Annotated in this window: 18 protein-coding genes, 1 tRNA gene and 1 pseudogene; 7 read left to right on the forward strand and 13 right to left on the reverse strand. The window is 65.7% G+C overall.

All coding sequences use genetic code 11. From position 1 onward, the window contains the following. Positions 1–22 precede the first annotated feature (22 nt). The 5 genes from FLX08_RS15005 (at position 23) to FLX08_RS15020 (ending at position 2,866) form a co-directional block, all read left to right on the forward strand. The gene (locus FLX08_RS15005) at positions 23–928 is read left to right on the forward strand and encodes a helix-turn-helix domain-containing protein (RefSeq protein WP_142619439.1); all 906 of its coding nucleotides are present in this window, start codon (positions 23–25) and stop codon (positions 926–928) included. 139 nt (positions 929–1,067) lie between these two features. Continuing rightward, entirely contained in the window at positions 1,068–1,463 is a 396-nt protein-coding gene (locus tag FLX08_RS15010) for an ATP-binding protein (protein ID WP_142619440.1), read from the forward strand. Positions 1,464–1,767: 304 nt separating this feature from the next. Continuing rightward, complete coding sequence (locus FLX08_RS42090; RefSeq protein WP_208802288.1) at positions 1,768–1,887, forward strand: DLW-39 family protein; 120 nt, start codon at positions 1,768–1,770, stop codon at positions 1,885–1,887. 39 nt (positions 1,888–1,926) lie between these two features. Further along, positions 1,927–2,637, forward strand: a complete 711-nt coding sequence (locus FLX08_RS15015; RefSeq protein ID WP_142619441.1) for an HAD family hydrolase — start codon at positions 1,927–1,929, stop codon at positions 2,635–2,637. Between the two features lie 153 nt (positions 2,638–2,790). Then, positions 2,791–2,866: transfer RNA gene (locus FLX08_RS15020), tRNA-Ala, on the forward strand. 56 nt (positions 2,867–2,922) lie between these two features. Here FLX08_RS15020 and FLX08_RS15025 read toward each other — a convergent pair. The 11 genes from FLX08_RS15025 to FLX08_RS15075 all read right to left on the reverse strand — a co-directional run bounded on the left by FLX08_RS15025 (position 2,923) and on the right by FLX08_RS15075 (position 11,784). Beyond that, positions 2,923–4,059 carry a tyrosine-type recombinase/integrase gene (locus tag FLX08_RS15025; protein ID WP_142619442.1) on the reverse strand — a complete coding sequence of 379 codons (1,137 nt, stop codon included), beginning with the start codon at positions 4,057–4,059 and terminating at the stop codon, positions 2,923–2,925. Further along, positions 4,059–4,304 (reverse strand): helix-turn-helix domain-containing protein, encoded by a 246-nt coding sequence (locus FLX08_RS15030; RefSeq protein WP_142619443.1) that lies wholly within the window; start codon positions 4,302–4,304, stop codon positions 4,059–4,061. The genes FLX08_RS15025 and FLX08_RS15030 overlap by 1 nt, the downstream gene beginning before the upstream one ends. Then, a complete protein-coding gene (locus FLX08_RS15035; RefSeq protein WP_142619474.1) occupies positions 4,301–5,875 on the reverse strand; it encodes a replication initiator in 1,575 nt (524 codons plus the stop codon). Before FLX08_RS15035 ends, FLX08_RS15030 begins: the two co-directional genes overlap by 4 nt. A gap of 80 nt (positions 5,876–5,955) precedes the next feature. Next, positions 5,956–6,564, reverse strand: coding sequence for a hypothetical protein (locus FLX08_RS15040; RefSeq protein WP_142619444.1), 609 nt, complete (start codon positions 6,562–6,564; stop codon positions 5,956–5,958). A gap of 86 nt (positions 6,565–6,650) precedes the next feature. After that, positions 6,651–6,953 (reverse strand): hypothetical protein, encoded by a 303-nt coding sequence (locus FLX08_RS15045; RefSeq protein ID WP_142619445.1) that lies wholly within the window; start codon positions 6,951–6,953, stop codon positions 6,651–6,653. Beyond that, positions 6,953–7,222: a hypothetical protein gene (locus FLX08_RS15050; RefSeq protein ID WP_142566228.1), complete on the reverse strand. Its 270-nt coding sequence runs from the start codon at positions 7,220–7,222 to the stop codon at positions 6,953–6,955. The genes FLX08_RS15045 and FLX08_RS15050 overlap by 1 nt, the downstream gene beginning before the upstream one ends. Then, positions 7,222–7,632 carry a plasmid replication, integration and excision activator gene (locus FLX08_RS15055; RefSeq protein ID WP_142619446.1) on the reverse strand — a complete coding sequence of 137 codons (411 nt, stop codon included), beginning with the start codon at positions 7,630–7,632 and terminating at the stop codon, positions 7,222–7,224. Before FLX08_RS15055 ends, FLX08_RS15050 begins: the two co-directional genes overlap by 1 nt. A gap of 160 nt (positions 7,633–7,792) precedes the next feature. Beyond that, positions 7,793–9,262, reverse strand: a complete 1,470-nt coding sequence (locus tag FLX08_RS15060; protein WP_142619447.1) for an SAVED domain-containing protein — start codon at positions 9,260–9,262, stop codon at positions 7,793–7,795. Then, positions 9,262–10,155: an AAA family ATPase gene (locus FLX08_RS15065; protein ID WP_208761462.1), complete on the reverse strand. Its 894-nt coding sequence runs from the start codon at positions 10,153–10,155 to the stop codon at positions 9,262–9,264. The genes FLX08_RS15060 and FLX08_RS15065 overlap by 1 nt, the downstream gene beginning before the upstream one ends. Positions 10,156–10,215: 60 nt before the next feature. Next, positions 10,216–10,725, reverse strand: coding sequence for an HORMA-1 domain-containing protein (locus FLX08_RS15070; RefSeq protein ID WP_142619449.1), 510 nt, complete (start codon positions 10,723–10,725; stop codon positions 10,216–10,218). A 3-nt stretch (positions 10,726–10,728) separates the two neighbouring features. Next, positions 10,729–11,784 (reverse strand): CBASS oligonucleotide cyclase, encoded by a 1,056-nt coding sequence (locus FLX08_RS15075; RefSeq protein ID WP_208761463.1) that lies wholly within the window; start codon positions 11,782–11,784, stop codon positions 10,729–10,731. A 91-nt stretch (positions 11,785–11,875) separates the two neighbouring features. Between FLX08_RS15075 and FLX08_RS15080 the strand changes: the two genes are divergently transcribed. Together FLX08_RS15080 and FLX08_RS15085 are read left to right on the forward strand one after the other, a co-directional pair. Next, positions 11,876–12,205 (forward strand): hypothetical protein, encoded by a 330-nt coding sequence (locus FLX08_RS15080; RefSeq protein WP_142619450.1) that lies wholly within the window; start codon positions 11,876–11,878, stop codon positions 12,203–12,205. A gap of 52 nt (positions 12,206–12,257) precedes the next feature. Next, on the forward strand, positions 12,258–13,400 hold the full coding sequence (locus tag FLX08_RS15085; RefSeq protein WP_142619451.1) for a HigA family addiction module antitoxin: 1,143 nt from the start codon (positions 12,258–12,260) through the stop codon (positions 13,398–13,400). A 29-nt stretch (positions 13,401–13,429) separates the two neighbouring features. Here the strand turns inward: FLX08_RS15085 and FLX08_RS15090 are convergent, their stop codons facing one another. Together FLX08_RS15090 and FLX08_RS40625 are read right to left on the reverse strand one after the other, a co-directional pair. After that, positions 13,430–14,266, reverse strand: a complete 837-nt coding sequence (locus FLX08_RS15090; protein ID WP_142619452.1) for an integrase — start codon at positions 14,264–14,266, stop codon at positions 13,430–13,432. Continuing rightward, positions 14,266–14,467, reverse strand: a pseudogene (locus tag FLX08_RS40625) (sigma-70 family RNA polymerase sigma factor); the annotation flags it as partial. The pseudogene FLX08_RS40625 and the gene FLX08_RS15090, both read right to left, overlap by 1 nt.

Consider the following 14,467-nt stretch of genomic DNA (forward strand, 5'->3'; position numbering starts at 1 on the left):
GGTGCACCTCAAAGGACCCCATATGACTGCGGCCCCTACCGAGGGTGTGCCTCACCCGCTCGACCTGGCGGCACGATCACGCCGCAGCCCCACCGTGCTGCGCATCCTGCTCGGCACCCAGCTGCGGCGACTCCGCGAAAGCAGGCACATCCGCCTGGAGGAGGCCGGCCAGGCCATCCGCGCCTCCCACTCGAAGATCAGCCGGATGGAGCTCGGGCGGGTCGGATTCCGCCGCCGTGACGTCGCCGATCTCCTCACCCTGTACGGCGTCACCGACGAGAGCGAGCGGGAGGCGCTGCTCTCGCTCGTCGCCCAGGCCAACGCCCACGGCTGGTGGCACAAGTACGACGACGTCCTGCCCTCCTGGTTCGAGGCGTACGTCGGCCTGGAGCAGGCCGCGAGCGCGATCCGCTGCTACGAGGTGCAGTTCGTGCCCGGGCTGTTGCAGGCCCCCGAGTACGCCGAATCGGTCGTGCGACTCGGTCATCCCGACGCGTCGGACGGGGAGGTCGAGCGCCGCGTCCGGCTGCGGATGGACCGCCAGGAGGTGCTGGTCCGGCCGGATCCGCCCACCCTGTGGGCGGTGATCGACGAGGCCGTGCTGCGACGTCCGGTGGGCGGGCCCGAGGTGATGCGGGCCCAGATCGAGCATCTGCTCGAAGTGATCACCATGCCTCGTGTAACGCTCCAAATCATTCCGTTCAGCGCCGGCGGGCACGCCGCCGCCGGAGGGCCGTTCAGCATCCTGCGCTTCGCGGGGGTCGGCCTGCCCGACGTCGTCTACCTCGAACAGCTCACCAGCGCCATCTACCTGGAGAAGCGGGAGGACGTCGACCGCTATCTCGCCGTCATGGAACGCCTGTGCATCCAGGCCAGACCGGTGACGGAGACCAAACGGATGCTGCAGCAGCTCCTGACGGAGCTGTGACGATGCGCCGGCGTCACGTGCACGACCCCGCTGCCGCACGCCCACAGGAAATGGTGGCGCAAGCCGCACCCGGAAATACGTGTCAGGTGCCCGTGTGCGGTAAGTGGAGTGACTACCACCGTGGGCAAGCAGGAGGGCGGTGAGAACCTTGGCGGGCAGCCTGCTCAGCCTGGAGTTCGACCGAAGCTCGGTCACCAGGGTGCGGCATCTCGTCATGGTGTCGGCGCAGGAGGCCGGTCTTGAGGGCGTGGCTCTGCAGGACTTCGTGCTCGCGGTGCACGAGGCGGTCACCAACGCCGTCCGGTACGGCTCGCCGCCGCGGGGAATCGCCATGTGGCGTGAGGCGGGGACCCTGGTGGCCGAGATCACCGACAAGGGTCCCGGCATCCCCGACGAGGCGCTGGAGTGCGAGCAGACGGTGACGCGGTTCGACTTCGGGGGACGCGGGCTGTGGCTCATGAACCGCCTGGCCGACCTCGTTGTTCGGACGGGGGCCGAGGGAACGACGATCCGCCTCTGCACGGCGCTCCCCTGATCGACATCCGACTTCCGCTGAGAGCGGAGCGCGGGCCGCCTGACCGAAAACAGGCCTCTCCATCTCCCCGAACCTCGTCTCCGCGCAGGGTTAGCGCCGTTGTGAGCTGGGCACTTCTGATCTCGCCGCCCTGCCGCCAGGGTCGGACGGCAGGCATGCAGGGCGGGCCGTAATCATGATTTTGGTGCACCGGAATTTCTGGCAATCCGGGCCGGAGGCCGAAGCCTTGCTAGGCTGCAGGGAACCGTAGAACCGGGCGTTGTCTCACCCGGCAGGTGAGACCGTCGAGAAGTGGGGTCACACCGTGAAGAAGCTGCTTGTTCTCGCTCTGGTCGCCGTCGGCGGGCTTCTGGTCTGGCGCAAGGTGCAGGCCGACCGTGCCGAGCTCGACCTGTGGACCGAGGCCACCGGCAGCGAGAACTGACCACCAGGGATGGTGCTTGATCGTGGCAAGGGTGCGGGAATGAGCCCGGTGAAGCTGGCCTGTCTTGACCTGGCCGGCACCACGATCGGTGACATCGACATGGTGGAACGGGCGTTCGCCGAGGCGATCGCCACGCAGGGCATCGTCCCCGGGACCAGTGCCTATGCCCGTGCCATGGTGCATGTGCACAGGTCTCGGGGATGTCCCAAAATCGAAGTCTTCCGGGGCATCTTCCCCGGCAACGAAGCCCAGGCGCAGGCCGCCAACCTGACTTTCGAGCGCTCCTACGAGGGAGCCATCGAACGGGCCGGTCTCGTGCCGCTTCCGGGGGCCGTCGAGGCCATCGCGAAGCTGCGCGACGCGGGCCTGAAGATCGCCCTGATCACCGGATTCAGCCGGGCGACCCTGGGACGGGTGCTGAGCACCCTCAGCTGGGTCGACATGCTGGATCTCGCGCTGTGTCCCGAAGACGCCGGGCGCGGCCGCCCCTACCCCGACATGGTGCTCACCGCCGTCCTGCGCTCCGGCATCGACGACGTACGGCAGGTCGCCCTGGCGGGCGACTCCGAGAGCGACATGCTGTGCGGCCGGCGTGCGGGCGCCTCGATCGTCGCAGGCGTGCTCACCGGCGTCCACAGCAAGGATCGCCTGATCGGCGGCGGCGCCACACACATCATCGAATCCATCGCCGACTTCCCCGGGCTCGTCCTCGCCAACGAGGTCGGCGCCTCGCCCGTGGCCACCTCCTGATCGCTCGTCTCGTCAAGGGTCTTCCCGGCGCCTGCGCAGGGGCCACGCGGGCGGCGCGGGCGGTATCGAGTGGCGCTCGAGTGCGGGCTGTTGCTACCGTGTACGCACCGGCGGCCTGTGGATCTGCACGTTTGCGTAGTTCGCACCCGTCACGGGGCCTTAGCTCAGCTGGCAGAGCGCCTGCTTTGCAAGCAGGAAGTCAGGGGTTCGAATCCCCTAGGCTCCACCAGCCAAAACGCCGCTTCTCCGATCATGGGAAGCGGCGTTCGTGCCATTAACGTGCCATTAGCTCTTGCCGGCATCGCGCTCCGCCTCGACTCGCGCGCTCAGCGTGTCGGCGATCTTCCGGTCGGCGTCACGCGTCGCGTGCTGGTAGATCAGCGCGGCCCGGTCGCTGTCGTGGCCCATCCGTGCCTTGAGGTCGGCGAGGCTCGCGCCCGACTGCGCGGCGAGCGTGTTGCCGGTGTGCCGTAGGTCGTGGAAGTGCAGGCCCTTGACGCCCATCTCCTTGAGCGCTTCTGCCCACTTGGCCTCACGCCGGAAGTTGCCACCGCGGAGGTAGGCGCCGCGCTTGCCGAGAAAGACGAACGCGTCGTCGCCCGTGCCGGTGAACTGGTCGAGGTGGGCGACGAGCGCCGGGACGATGGCCGAGGGGATGCTGACCGTCCGCTTGCCGGCCCGCGACTTGGGCGGCGCGAGCACCATGTCTCCGCCGTCCAGCTCGATGAGCTGTTCACGCACGCGGACCGTACGTGCCTCGATGTCGATGTCCGAGCGCCGCAGCGCGATGGCCTCGCCCCATCGCAGGCTCGCGAAGGTGGTCAGCAGGATCAGCGCCCGGAATCGCCGGTCCGCCATCCGGTCCGCCAGCTCGAAGACCTGGGCGACGGTGAGGATGGGCCGCTCCGGCGTCTGCTCGTTGTCCGCGCCCTTGATGCGGCATGGGTTTTGGCTGATCAGCTTGTCCTCTTCGACGGCCGTCATCAGAACGGCCCGGAGGAGCCGGTACGCCTTGGCCGCCGTGGATACCGAGACGCCTTTGTCTATGAGGGCGGCTCGCCAGGAGCGGACAAGCGCTGTGGTGAGTTTGCCGACCGGCACTTCGCCGAGGCCGGGCATGATGTGCCGCTCAAGGAGCCAGGTGTAGAGCTCGACCGTCTTGGGGCGCAGGCCGGGACGTTCTTTGATCCAGGTCCACGCATAGTCGCCGAGCAGGACTTTGCCGCGATCGGGGTCCGTCCATTCTCCTGAGATCATCTGCGCTTCGAGCAGCGTGAGCGCACGGTCGGCGTCCGTCTTGGTCGCGTAGGTCGTGGAGCCCGTGTGGATCCGTCCATCGGGGCCGGGATAGCGAATCTGAAAGCGGCCGGAGGGAAGCTTGCGGATATTGCCGAAACGCCGGTGACCGTCTCTGTTCGCCATCAGGCCGCCCGTCCCTTCGGGGCCTTCATCGGCTCGACGAGCCCGGCCGCGATGAACGCTTCGAGAGCGGCTTCGGGAATGCGAACGCTCCGGCCGACGCGGACGAAGAAGATACGGCGTTCGGCGATCAGCCGACGAGGAAAGCGAACAGAGGTGTTCAGCCGTTCGGCCGCCTCTTCGACCCTGAGGAGCCGACCTTGGGCCTCGGGCGGGAGTGGCGTGGTCGGTGAAATCGCGTTCGTCATGCTGCCCTCCCTTCAGTTGCCGAAAGAACTTGTCCGTCTGCCTCGGCTTCGAGCCGGTCGAGGTGGTTGCGCCAGCGCTGGCGTTCGTGGACCGACCGCAGGAGCCGCACGCCGATCGGGGCGAGTTCAGGATCTCCGGGCTTGACCGGTCGCCAGATGTAGCGGTGGGGGTCGACCGGCTCGTCTTGGATACCGAGGGCTTCCAGGACCCAGGTGCGGCGGTCCTGCTTGTACTCGGTCAGGGTCTTGTTCGACCACTTGCGGGAGACGAGGACGCGCCGCCCTGCGTAGCCGAGGTGGTCGGGCTTGTGGACCTTGCCCTTGCACCGGCCCGGGGCCATGCCGGGTTTGGCGCCCTTGGGCTGGATCCCGTAGCGGAGCCAGTTCGGGCAGGTCGGCGAGCACGGCTCGAACCGCAGGGCGTCGAGGAGTCGTTCGGTGTGCGCTTTGCGGCGTGGGTCGTCGGTGCCGAGGGCGTCGCCGAGGCTCTTGGTCAGGTACTTGGATAGGTATTGGATGAGCTGGTCGGCGTCGGGGGTTCCGGCGAGGACGCTCTGTATGTCGAGCTGGTCGCCGAAGCGGAGCACGTGCAGGGGCTCGGCCTCGTCGTCCAGGTCGAGCTGGTCGAGGGCGTGTTCCCAGGTCGGCAGCACTTCCCCAGTGGCTGGGTCGAGGTAGCCGGCCCCGTCCTCCCAGACCGGCAGGTGGTCACCTTCGAAACGGATCGTGTCCGTCGGGGGCCACCACACCTGGTGATACGTGGCGGCGATGATCTGCCGAAGCTCCGCACGCGGGAGGGTGCCGCGGATCGCCATGTGCAGGTGCGGTGCGAGCCGCTTTTGAGGTTCGACGGTGGCGAAGTACTGCACGTCGTAGCCCGCCACGCGGCGGAGGTTCTGTACGAAGCGGTCGACGAGCTTGGAGAAGTGCAGGGCGTCGCGGGCCGCACGGGCGTAGTCGTACCGGTCCGGGTCGAGCGGCGCGCCCTCCAGCACCCGCCCATACGACGGGAGTGTGAGGGTGACGAACATCGAGGGCCGGTAGGTCTTGCCGTCCGCGCCGGTGAAGGTCCGCCCGAGGGTGGTCTTGGTCATCTGCCGCTTGGGCAGATCCGGGGCATCCTGCCGCCGCTTGGTCGAGCGGGAGCGCTTGCCGGAGGTGCGGCCGAGGACGTTGCCGCGCATGCCCGCCCGGTTGATCTCCTCGTCCAGGTCCTCGATGGCGGCGTCCAGGTCGGTGGTGTCGCCGTCGGCCTTTTCGACCTCGTCCCGCCAGGCCTGGGCGTCGGCCCGCAGCTCGACAAGGTGACGCTGATACTCGTCGGCGTTGTCGGGGAGGTTGACCGGTTCGTGGTCGAGGTGCCAGCCCTCCCGGCACTGCGCCCTACGGAGTTGCCGGTTGCGCTTGGCGCACGGCGGGCACTTGCTCTCCAAGGTGGCCCCGCAGGGAACGTCGATGACCTCGACCTGTCCGGTGAGGATGTCCTGCCGCCTCAGCGGCACGGGGCGGATGCACACGCCGTATTGCTTGGCGATCTCTTCGACGACGTCCCGCGCCAGCGGTTGCGCCATCCGTATGGCCCGAGGCGTGGACCGGTCGCTGAGCCGAGCGGGGGAGGTCGGCTGGTCTCCCCCGGCCTGATGGGTGTCGATCAACTGTCCTCCTCTGCGGTCTCGGGGATGGTGAGAGCGGTCTGGCCGCATTCGTGGCACTCGACTAGGCCGCGGATGGGGTCGAGCCACAGGACGTTGAGCGCGCCGCAGATGGAGCAGCGCAGCCCGTCGAGGAAGTGCGCCAGGCCGTTCATGCGGCCTCGCTTGGACTGCCGTACTCGGCGACCATCTGCCGAATGGCCCTGGAGGTGACGGCCGAGTCCGGACACGATCATCACGGGTTGCCAGTGCCGCCGGTAGATCCAGAACCGGCGCCAGAAGGCCAGCAGCCGCCAGCCTATGAATCGCGCGAACGATGCTTGGTCGGCCAGCATCCAGCCGAACAGCAATGAGAGCGGGATGCTGACGGCGGCGACCGCTGTGGGCCAGCCGTAGCGGACCCAGATCACACCGGGTATGGCGATCACCGCCACGGCGATGGGATGGACGACGAGGGTCCGGACGAGCCCGGCGACCAGGCGGCCGAGGAAGACCAGGATCGTGAGGATCGCCGGAGTCTGGACGACGGCCGGTTTGAACACGACCGCCGTGTCTGGAGTGGTGGACACGAGGTTGTGGACCTCGCCACCGGGAAGGCGCTTGAGCATAAGCTGAACTCCTCTCTTGTGATGCGCAGTCAGGGAGAGACCGAGGGGCCGCCGGAAGTTGCCGCTTCCAGCGGCCCCGCTTAGCGTTAGGCCGCCGAGTCGGTGACCTGCGCGTGTTCGGCGTGCAGGCGTTCGCAGTCGGCCAGGTACCGCGCGGCGGCGTTGAAGATCTGCCGCGCGATCTCCAGGTCCTCGGCGGTGACCGGTCCGGCCCCAGCGGTCGAGACCGTCACGTCCGCCTCGTCGGACTCCAGGACCAGGTACGGCCGACCGGACTCCAGCACCCGAGCCCGCGCCCGAATGATCGAGGCGTAAAACGAGATGCCGATACGGGGACGCTCGCCGGGGTCGATCGACATCGACACGTGGGTGTAGGGACCGTGCGTCATCAGGCCACCCCGCGACCGTTGGCCAGGCCGTGAAACCGCCGCTCGACCGACCGGGCGAACGAGGCCGCCTCACGGGCGAGCTGGCGGGCGAACTCGACATCGGCCGGGCTGACCTGGTCGCTGTCCGAGGTGGTCAGCAGCACCGAGGTCGAGCCGAAGTCCAGCGCCAGCACCGGCGTCCGCGCCGGGTACGGCATGGTCTTGGCCGAGGCCCCGCCCCCGGTGTTGAGGCTGATCACGGCCGAGGGCCGCACCGTCCGCCGCCCCATCACGCCGCGTCCTTCGCAGCGCTGCCGGACTTGCCGGCCCCCGTGCGCGGAGCCCGCATCACCCGAGCCGAGATCGAGTAGGCCAGCCGCCCCGTTGCCTGATGCACGTACGGCTTGACCTCCAACCCCTCGAACTCGGCCGGGGCCATCGGCACCCCAGGCAGCGACGGCGGGACGACCGGCTGAACCTCCGACAGGATCTTCACGGTCACCGTCTTCTGCGCGGCCTTGAGCGAGGGATCGGCGTCCATCACCGGGACCTGCCAGACAGGAAGACCGGTCACCTTGTCCTTGGCCTGGGCGTCCCGCTTGGCGTCGAAGTCCTTCGCCGCGGTCACCTCGCCCACGACGTAGCAGCCGTGCGGGAACAGCAGCTCGAAGCTGATCGGAATGGGTCCTTGCAGTGCCATCGTTCACCACCTCCTTGTACATCCCCCTAGACAGTGGCGGCCGGTCCGCTACCAGAATTGTCTAGGGGGCTATGCAATCAACGATAGCCTGCGTTCACCCCGACGGTCTAGGGGGGTAAACACAGGCTGGATATCGTGATCGTTTCGGGAGAGATGAAGATCAGGCGTCGATGGTGAACGCCTCTTCGTATACCCACTCAGTTGCCACGTCCTCGTACACCACTGTGGGACGCAGTCTGTTCCATCGATGGCCGAGTAAGAGTGCCAAGCCCATGGGGCCAGCCTGAAAGAGGTGGATGCGAGCCGCGCCCCGGCTGGTGCGGCGGAGGGCGTCTCGGATTCCGACAGCCAGCGCGTTGGCCGTTGCGGCGTTCGGGACAGCGTTGTCCTTGGCACCAGTTGGCGGCCGAAATACCAAGAGGCGTGATACGGGTACGCCCTGCTGGCGCAGAAACCGGAGAACATCCTCCGTGGGATCGGTGGCCACAGCGATGGCGACCGCCAAGTCTGAACCCTGTCCGATCTCGTAGTCCTCTTGCACCGGTACGAGGCCGGTGTCGTACGGCGCGGCGGAGGACCACAGCTGTCCACGTTGAAGGACGGCGATGTCCGCGCCGGTAACCATGCGGAAGGCGGTGCCGGTCAAAAAGGCGGGCGCCAGACGGAGGCTGCCGGTCACCGCAACGGCGGTTGCTCCCGGAGGCAGCCGGCTCGGTGCGGCTTCAATCTCCTCTTGGAGTTGGAACCAGGTTGCCGGAGCTAGGGGACGGCGCTTGGAGTAGGCGGATGCGCCGTCGAAGCGATCGACCCAGTCGATGGCGTAGTCCGCCTCCGTGGCTGCGGGGTCGGGCTTGAGAGTGGCGATGGACACCACGCTGCGAACGGGGCCCGCTGAGAGCTGTAGGGATTCGATGGCTTCTCTGATTGCGGTGAGAGTCAGCTTCCGCTGACCATCACGAACCTCACGAGCCACCCAATCAGCCCCGGCATGGATCGCTGGGTCGTCCGTGCGGAGACCCGCGGCCAACATCAGGAGTTGCAAGTGGTCATGTAGATGACTCACATCCCGGGCGAGGTCGAACCGCAGCACCCCGAGCAGGTCGCAAAGCTCTGCTTCGCTCAGTTCGGCGTTGACCGCCCACTGCTGGCGCGCGCGGCCCTTTTCCGATCGCGAGCCCCCTTGACCCGCTTTGGGCATGAGCAACTGGGTGCGGGAGTCGCGGGCGGATATCAGTGGGTCGCTTGGATCGGGGAATCGGTTGGTGATTATCGCCAGGTCGACTGGAGTGCCGTCGGCGGACAACGATCGCCAAGTCTTGGCGATCTTGTTCAGAATCGACGGCCCACCAGAGTCACTGGACTTGAGCAGATACTCCGTATTGACGGGGCTGCTGCTGTCGACGGTGTATTTGACCTGGGCGTAGGTGTGCGGTGGGGTAACGCGATACAGGACGACATCGTCCAGGTTGCCGGTGCCATCGACCTCAACGCCGACAGCAACCACCGGATTGGGTGCATGGGCGGAGGCGTCCCGGAGCGCCGTCACGCACCCTTGCCAGGCTAGCTGCCACTGGTACGTGTCGCCGGCGATCCGGACGCCTGTCGCGCTGGGCGTGGGCAGCGCGGTCATCAGGCCCCTTCGGTGAAGACCGGGCTCGGAGCGAGCTCGTTGGCGAGAGTGAGAAGGTGCTCATCGCGAACGGGCCCGTCGGGGAAGGCCTGAAGAACAGCTGCCGGGATTAGTCGCTGCGTGAGGTCCGAGAACGTATACCCAGGCCTATCTACTGTCGGACCAGTCAGCTCGACCAGCTTGTCGAGAGTGTCCGCGCGTACGGATATGCCTTGCAAGGCTTGGGCGAGCACGGCGCGGCGCTGTTCGCTGTCGGGACGGGCGAAGGTGAAGTTCGCCGCAGCACGACGCATGACAGCGGGGTCGAGCGCGCCGACACGGTTCGTGCACAGGACGACTAGAACAGGCAGGCGAGCACCTGCCAGGCTGTCTACCCCTGCGAGGAACGCGTCCACGCCGGCGCGGTCTTCATGGTGCATCTGCTGGGCCTCGCGGGACTGGACGAGCGCATCCGCTTCGTCGACGACCAGGATGAGCACGGAGCTGACGCCGCGGGCGTTACGTGCCCGGCGACCCTCGTTGTGCAGGAACGAGAAGGCGTCACCGATCAAGGCGGTCATCTCGCCAACGAGGCCACTGCCGCGAGTGGCTAGTTTCAGTCGATACAAGTAGACCGGAAGGTCAAGCTGCTCGGATAGGTCGCACCCGAAGGACTCCGCGAGTGCAGACTTTCCTGAGCCGACATCTCCGGCGAAGACGAACAGCGGTGCCCGATCAGCGAACAGCTGGAGCGCTGCAGGGTCCGCTCCAGGGTGATGGCGGCGCGCCCATGTATGGAGACGCTCGGGGTCGGACAAGAGGATGGCCTCCTTGCGCAGTTGGCGCTTAACGGCGTCCAGGCCCACGAGGCGGTCATACCTAGCCTTCCGCGTGGCCTCGGGAAGCTCGATCACAGGATGGAAGAGATCTTCCTGACTACTCACAATGCGTCCTCAATGTTGGAGGCGGTTAGGTCAGAAGGCCTGATAGACGTCGCGGTCAACGCCTGCGCCGTTGCGGGCGTAACCGTAGCCGGTCTGGCTGACGCCAGCGTTCGCTGTTGGGGCAGCGGCACCTGTTCGAGTGACCGGCAAGGACTCCTTGAATCGGGCCTGCTCGGCGGTTGTGAGCTGGTGGAAGGAGGGACTGTAGGTGAGATAGCTGTGGAAGCTGAGTCCGACGACGTCGATGCTGGCCGGCAGACGCCCTGGTCGGCTGTCGACCAGTTGGCCGCCGGTCGTTGCGCGGTAACGCAGGCGGAGCTTCCAGGCATTGGACCCGACGTCGCGGAAACCGAAGTCCACGGTGTCGAGGTAACCGTCCTTCAGGAGAAGGGCTATCTCCTCGGTGTACTTGTCGATGCTCGCGAGCGTCGGGTTGCCGTAAAGACTGTTCAACTGGCGGAGGTCTGCGCCGACCTTTGCTCCAACGTAACGCGCGTCGGTAAGAGTGAAGGTCGCAGAACGGGCGTAGGAAGTAGCCACGGGTCAGGCCCCCTCGAACGAGGGGCCGAACAGAGTGCGCCATGCGTCGTTGGCGGCCCCCTTCGTTGGTGCTGTTGCCGCCCAAGAGACTTCGTCCAGCGCGGCCGCTGCCCGGTCCACCAGGCGTCGGCGGTCATGTTCCATGTAGCTGGAGGCGACGTTGTTATCGGGATTGACCGGGTCCCACACCTGAATGGCGTCGAGAGAACTCCCTACTTCAGTGGGTCTGTAGAAATCGTCAAAGACGATCGGAGACTTGAGCCCGGTCCGGACGATGTAGGCCAGCACCTGCTCAATTGCGCGCGGATAGTCGTTGACCTGCAACGGCTCGCCGTTCCAACCGCTCGCCCACAGGTGAGCGACGATGAGTTCGAGCAAGAAGCTCTTGCAGCGCAGATCGGAGTCGAGGCGCTTGCACTCACGGATCCAGGCCTTGAGGAGCCGAATGAGTTCCAGGTAGCCAGGGCCGGCCTTCCTTCGGCGCTCCCGGATAAACTCCAGATGCTGCGTTACGGAGGTCAGTACCCGCTCGCCCTGTCGCGTGATCAGCCACCCCTGGTCGTCGGGCCCGCCCAAGTAGAGCACCGGCGCGACATCGATCTTGAGCCCAGATCCGCGAAGGGTGATTCCGACCGCGTGCTTGGAGATCACGAAGTCATCGGCGACCTTGGTCTTCCCGTATACCTCGACGCAGCGGTCTCGCAACCACTCCAGGAGGTCGGCCTCGGGCACGTTGGGATCGGAAGACCTCACATAGGCGGCCACGTCAGCGTCGGAGCCTTCCCCGCTGCGCCGCTTGATCGCGGTGTGCTTCGCGGTACTCCCGGATGCCCGAAGCTTGACCAGGTCGTAGTCCGGGTGGGCCTGAATGTAAGACTCCAGCCGCTCCCTCAGGTGGTTGACCTGCCGCCGACGCTCCTGGGCTTCCCCTTGAGGGACATTCACCTTGTCCTCGGCGTGCTGCGCCAGCACCCTGTGATCGACATGACCATCCCCCGCCATAGCGCCTCCCCCGATCTCACTTGCGGATCCACCCGCATGGTTGTCCAGAATTTGCATGCACCTACTAGGTGCATGAAACGTCTTGATCTAGGCGGGAGAGTAGCATGGAACAGATCGGTAAACACAACTCGATCTGGCGGTGCACCAGTTGAAGATCGTCTTCGGAGACGGCGAAGTGGCCCGGACCTGCAATGACGACGACGAGAGGGTCAGTCGGTACGGTCCAACGCTCGCCATGACGATCCGCCGGCGTCTCGGAGAGATCGCCGCCGTTGCCTCGCTGGCCGAGCTCCGCCGGTTACCTGCTGCACGTCTCCGTCATCATCCGAACTCGGGCAACGGATACTTACTCGTCTCTCTGGGAGGGTCCGCCGATCTGCTCGTGCGTCCCCGCGACGACCCAGCCCCCACGCTCACGGACGGGCGTCTCGACGAGCATGCCGTCCGCGCTCTCGTCGTCGCTGCCATCGTTCCGTGATGCAACTAATTGACCGCACAGCCCCTTCCTCGCCAGAAGAGAGGCACTCCCGATGACCCTCGACAACGTCGCCCCGATCGAGTACGCACCTCAGACCGTGTCGTCCCCCGGTGAAACTCTGAAAGAGACCCTGGAAGAGCTCGGTATTCCCCAGGCCGACCTCGCTCGCCGCACAGGTTTATCGACCAAGCACATCAATCAGATCGTTCAGGGTGCAGCAGCCATCAGCCCGGAAACCGCACTTTTATTTGAGCGTGTAACCGGCGTGCCCGCCAACGTGTGGAACACTTTGGAAGCCGCCTGGCGTACCCAACAAGTGCGACAAGAGGAATACGATTCCCTCGTCAGTCAGATCGAATGGCTTGACAAGTTCCCGTTGGCTGATCTCGTCGCTCGGAATGTTCTTCCCGACCGGAGTAAGACCGTGGCGAATCTCCGGCGACTCCTCGACTTCTTTGGTGTTGCAAATCCTTCAGTGGCCGAAGACTTGTGGAGCGGATACAGTGCTGCTTTTCGGCGGTCCACCACGGCGTTGCCGAACGAGTACGCCACCTACGCTTGGCTCCGGTTATGTGTGCTGATGGCGCGGCAACTTCAATGCGAGCCATATCGGCGTGAGACTTTGCATGACCTACTACCGAGCATTCGTGGTCTAAGCAGGAAGGAGCCTGAGCTATGGATGGCACAGCTGCCTGAAATATGTGCACGGGCCGGAGTGGCCGTAGTCTTTTCTCCTGCGTTCAAAAACACCCACCTATCGGGTGCCACTCGGTGGCTCACCCCAGATAAGGTGATGATCGCGCTAACGGATCGACACAAGAAAGATGACCGATTCTGGTTCACGGTATTTCATGAAATCGCACATGTGCTACTGCACGGAAAGCGTCTTACATTTCTAGATGACGATCCATTCAAAGGGACTGGTGAAGCGGAGGAGGAGGCCAACGACTTTGCTGCTAATGTGCTAATCCCGCAGGAATATCTACCGGAGTATGACGCTCTACGACAACGTCCGAAGCCATTTGCTCGCATTCTGCGCTTCGCAGAAGAGGTCGGCATTGCCCCGGGGATTGTCGTTGGACGTCTTCAGCATGACGAGGCGCTTGATTGGAAAGAAGGAAACAAACTCAAGCGAGATTTCGATCTCGCGGCGCTAGCAGCCTATGAAAAAGGCAGTAAGGCACCACAGTTGTGATTCCCCTGAGGAGTGCTTCAGCTTCTCGATCACTGCCCGGCAATATGTTCCAAGTCACAGAGAGCCGCAGTTGCATCGTCGTGGACCTTGCTTCGTGGCCATTGTTTGCCATGCGGGTCCGACTGTTCGGCTGCGCGGACTCGGCGGATCAACACAGCTGGCCCATGCTCAGCGAGGGTGTCGAGGAGTCCGCGCCAGGTGGTGAGTTGGTAGCGGTTGACGGTGTCGGCGGCTCCGTCGGTGAGCAGGGCCGCGGCGTGTACCTGGCCGGTGGGAATGGTGCCGGTGAGGGCTTGGTCGGCGGCGAGGGGGTCGGTGGAGGCGACCCAGAAGCCACCGTCGCGGTTGCGATACTGGCCGAGGGTTTCGACGTACTCGCGGCGGGCTTCGGCGTGCTCGGGTGTGCCCCCGAGGAGGCTGTCGAGGCGTGCGCGCTGGGGTGCGGCGACCTGTTCTAGCCGGTCGTCGCAAATCACCATCGGCTCGGGTACGCCGGTGTCGAGGATGAGGGTGCTGTCGCCGAGGACGAGCCAGTTTAGGTGGTCGGCGGCCTGGCGGAGCATGATGACGGTGGCGGAGGGGGAGCCGCCGTGGGTCAGGTCGCAGGTGAAGTCGTGCAGTGAGGTGACGTGCTTGATGCCCTGGGCGAGGAGTTCGGGCAGGGGGCCGGCGCTTTGGGTCATCTCGGCGAGCAGGGCGGAGCCGAGGGTGTGGGAGTACCAGCGCACGCTGTGCGAGCAGGTTGAGGTGATGCCTGGGGGGATGCTGGCGCCGTCGAGCAGGACGACGGCGTCGGCGGTGGCGCCGATGAAGTCTTCGTTGGGCCGGTCGGGGTAGGCGGGTTCGCTGGCGAAGGCGACGCGCATCAGGTGTCCTCGTGCCGGTAGAGCGGGCTGGCCAGTTCCGCTCGCACTGGTTCCCCGGTTTGTGGGTCGTATTCGACGCCGACGACGCAGGAGAACCGGCGGTCGCCGACCTGTCCCCACAAGGTGGCGATCTCGCTGGCGAGTAGGTGGATGACGCCGAGGGAGCCGTTGGGGTGGATACCGGCGATGGCCAGGAATGAG

Origin of the sequence: Microbispora hainanensis (genome assembly GCF_006874475.1) — a bacterium.
In the GTDB taxonomy this organism is placed as follows: Bacteria; Actinomycetota; Actinomycetes; order Streptosporangiales; family Streptosporangiaceae; genus Microbispora; species Microbispora hainanensis.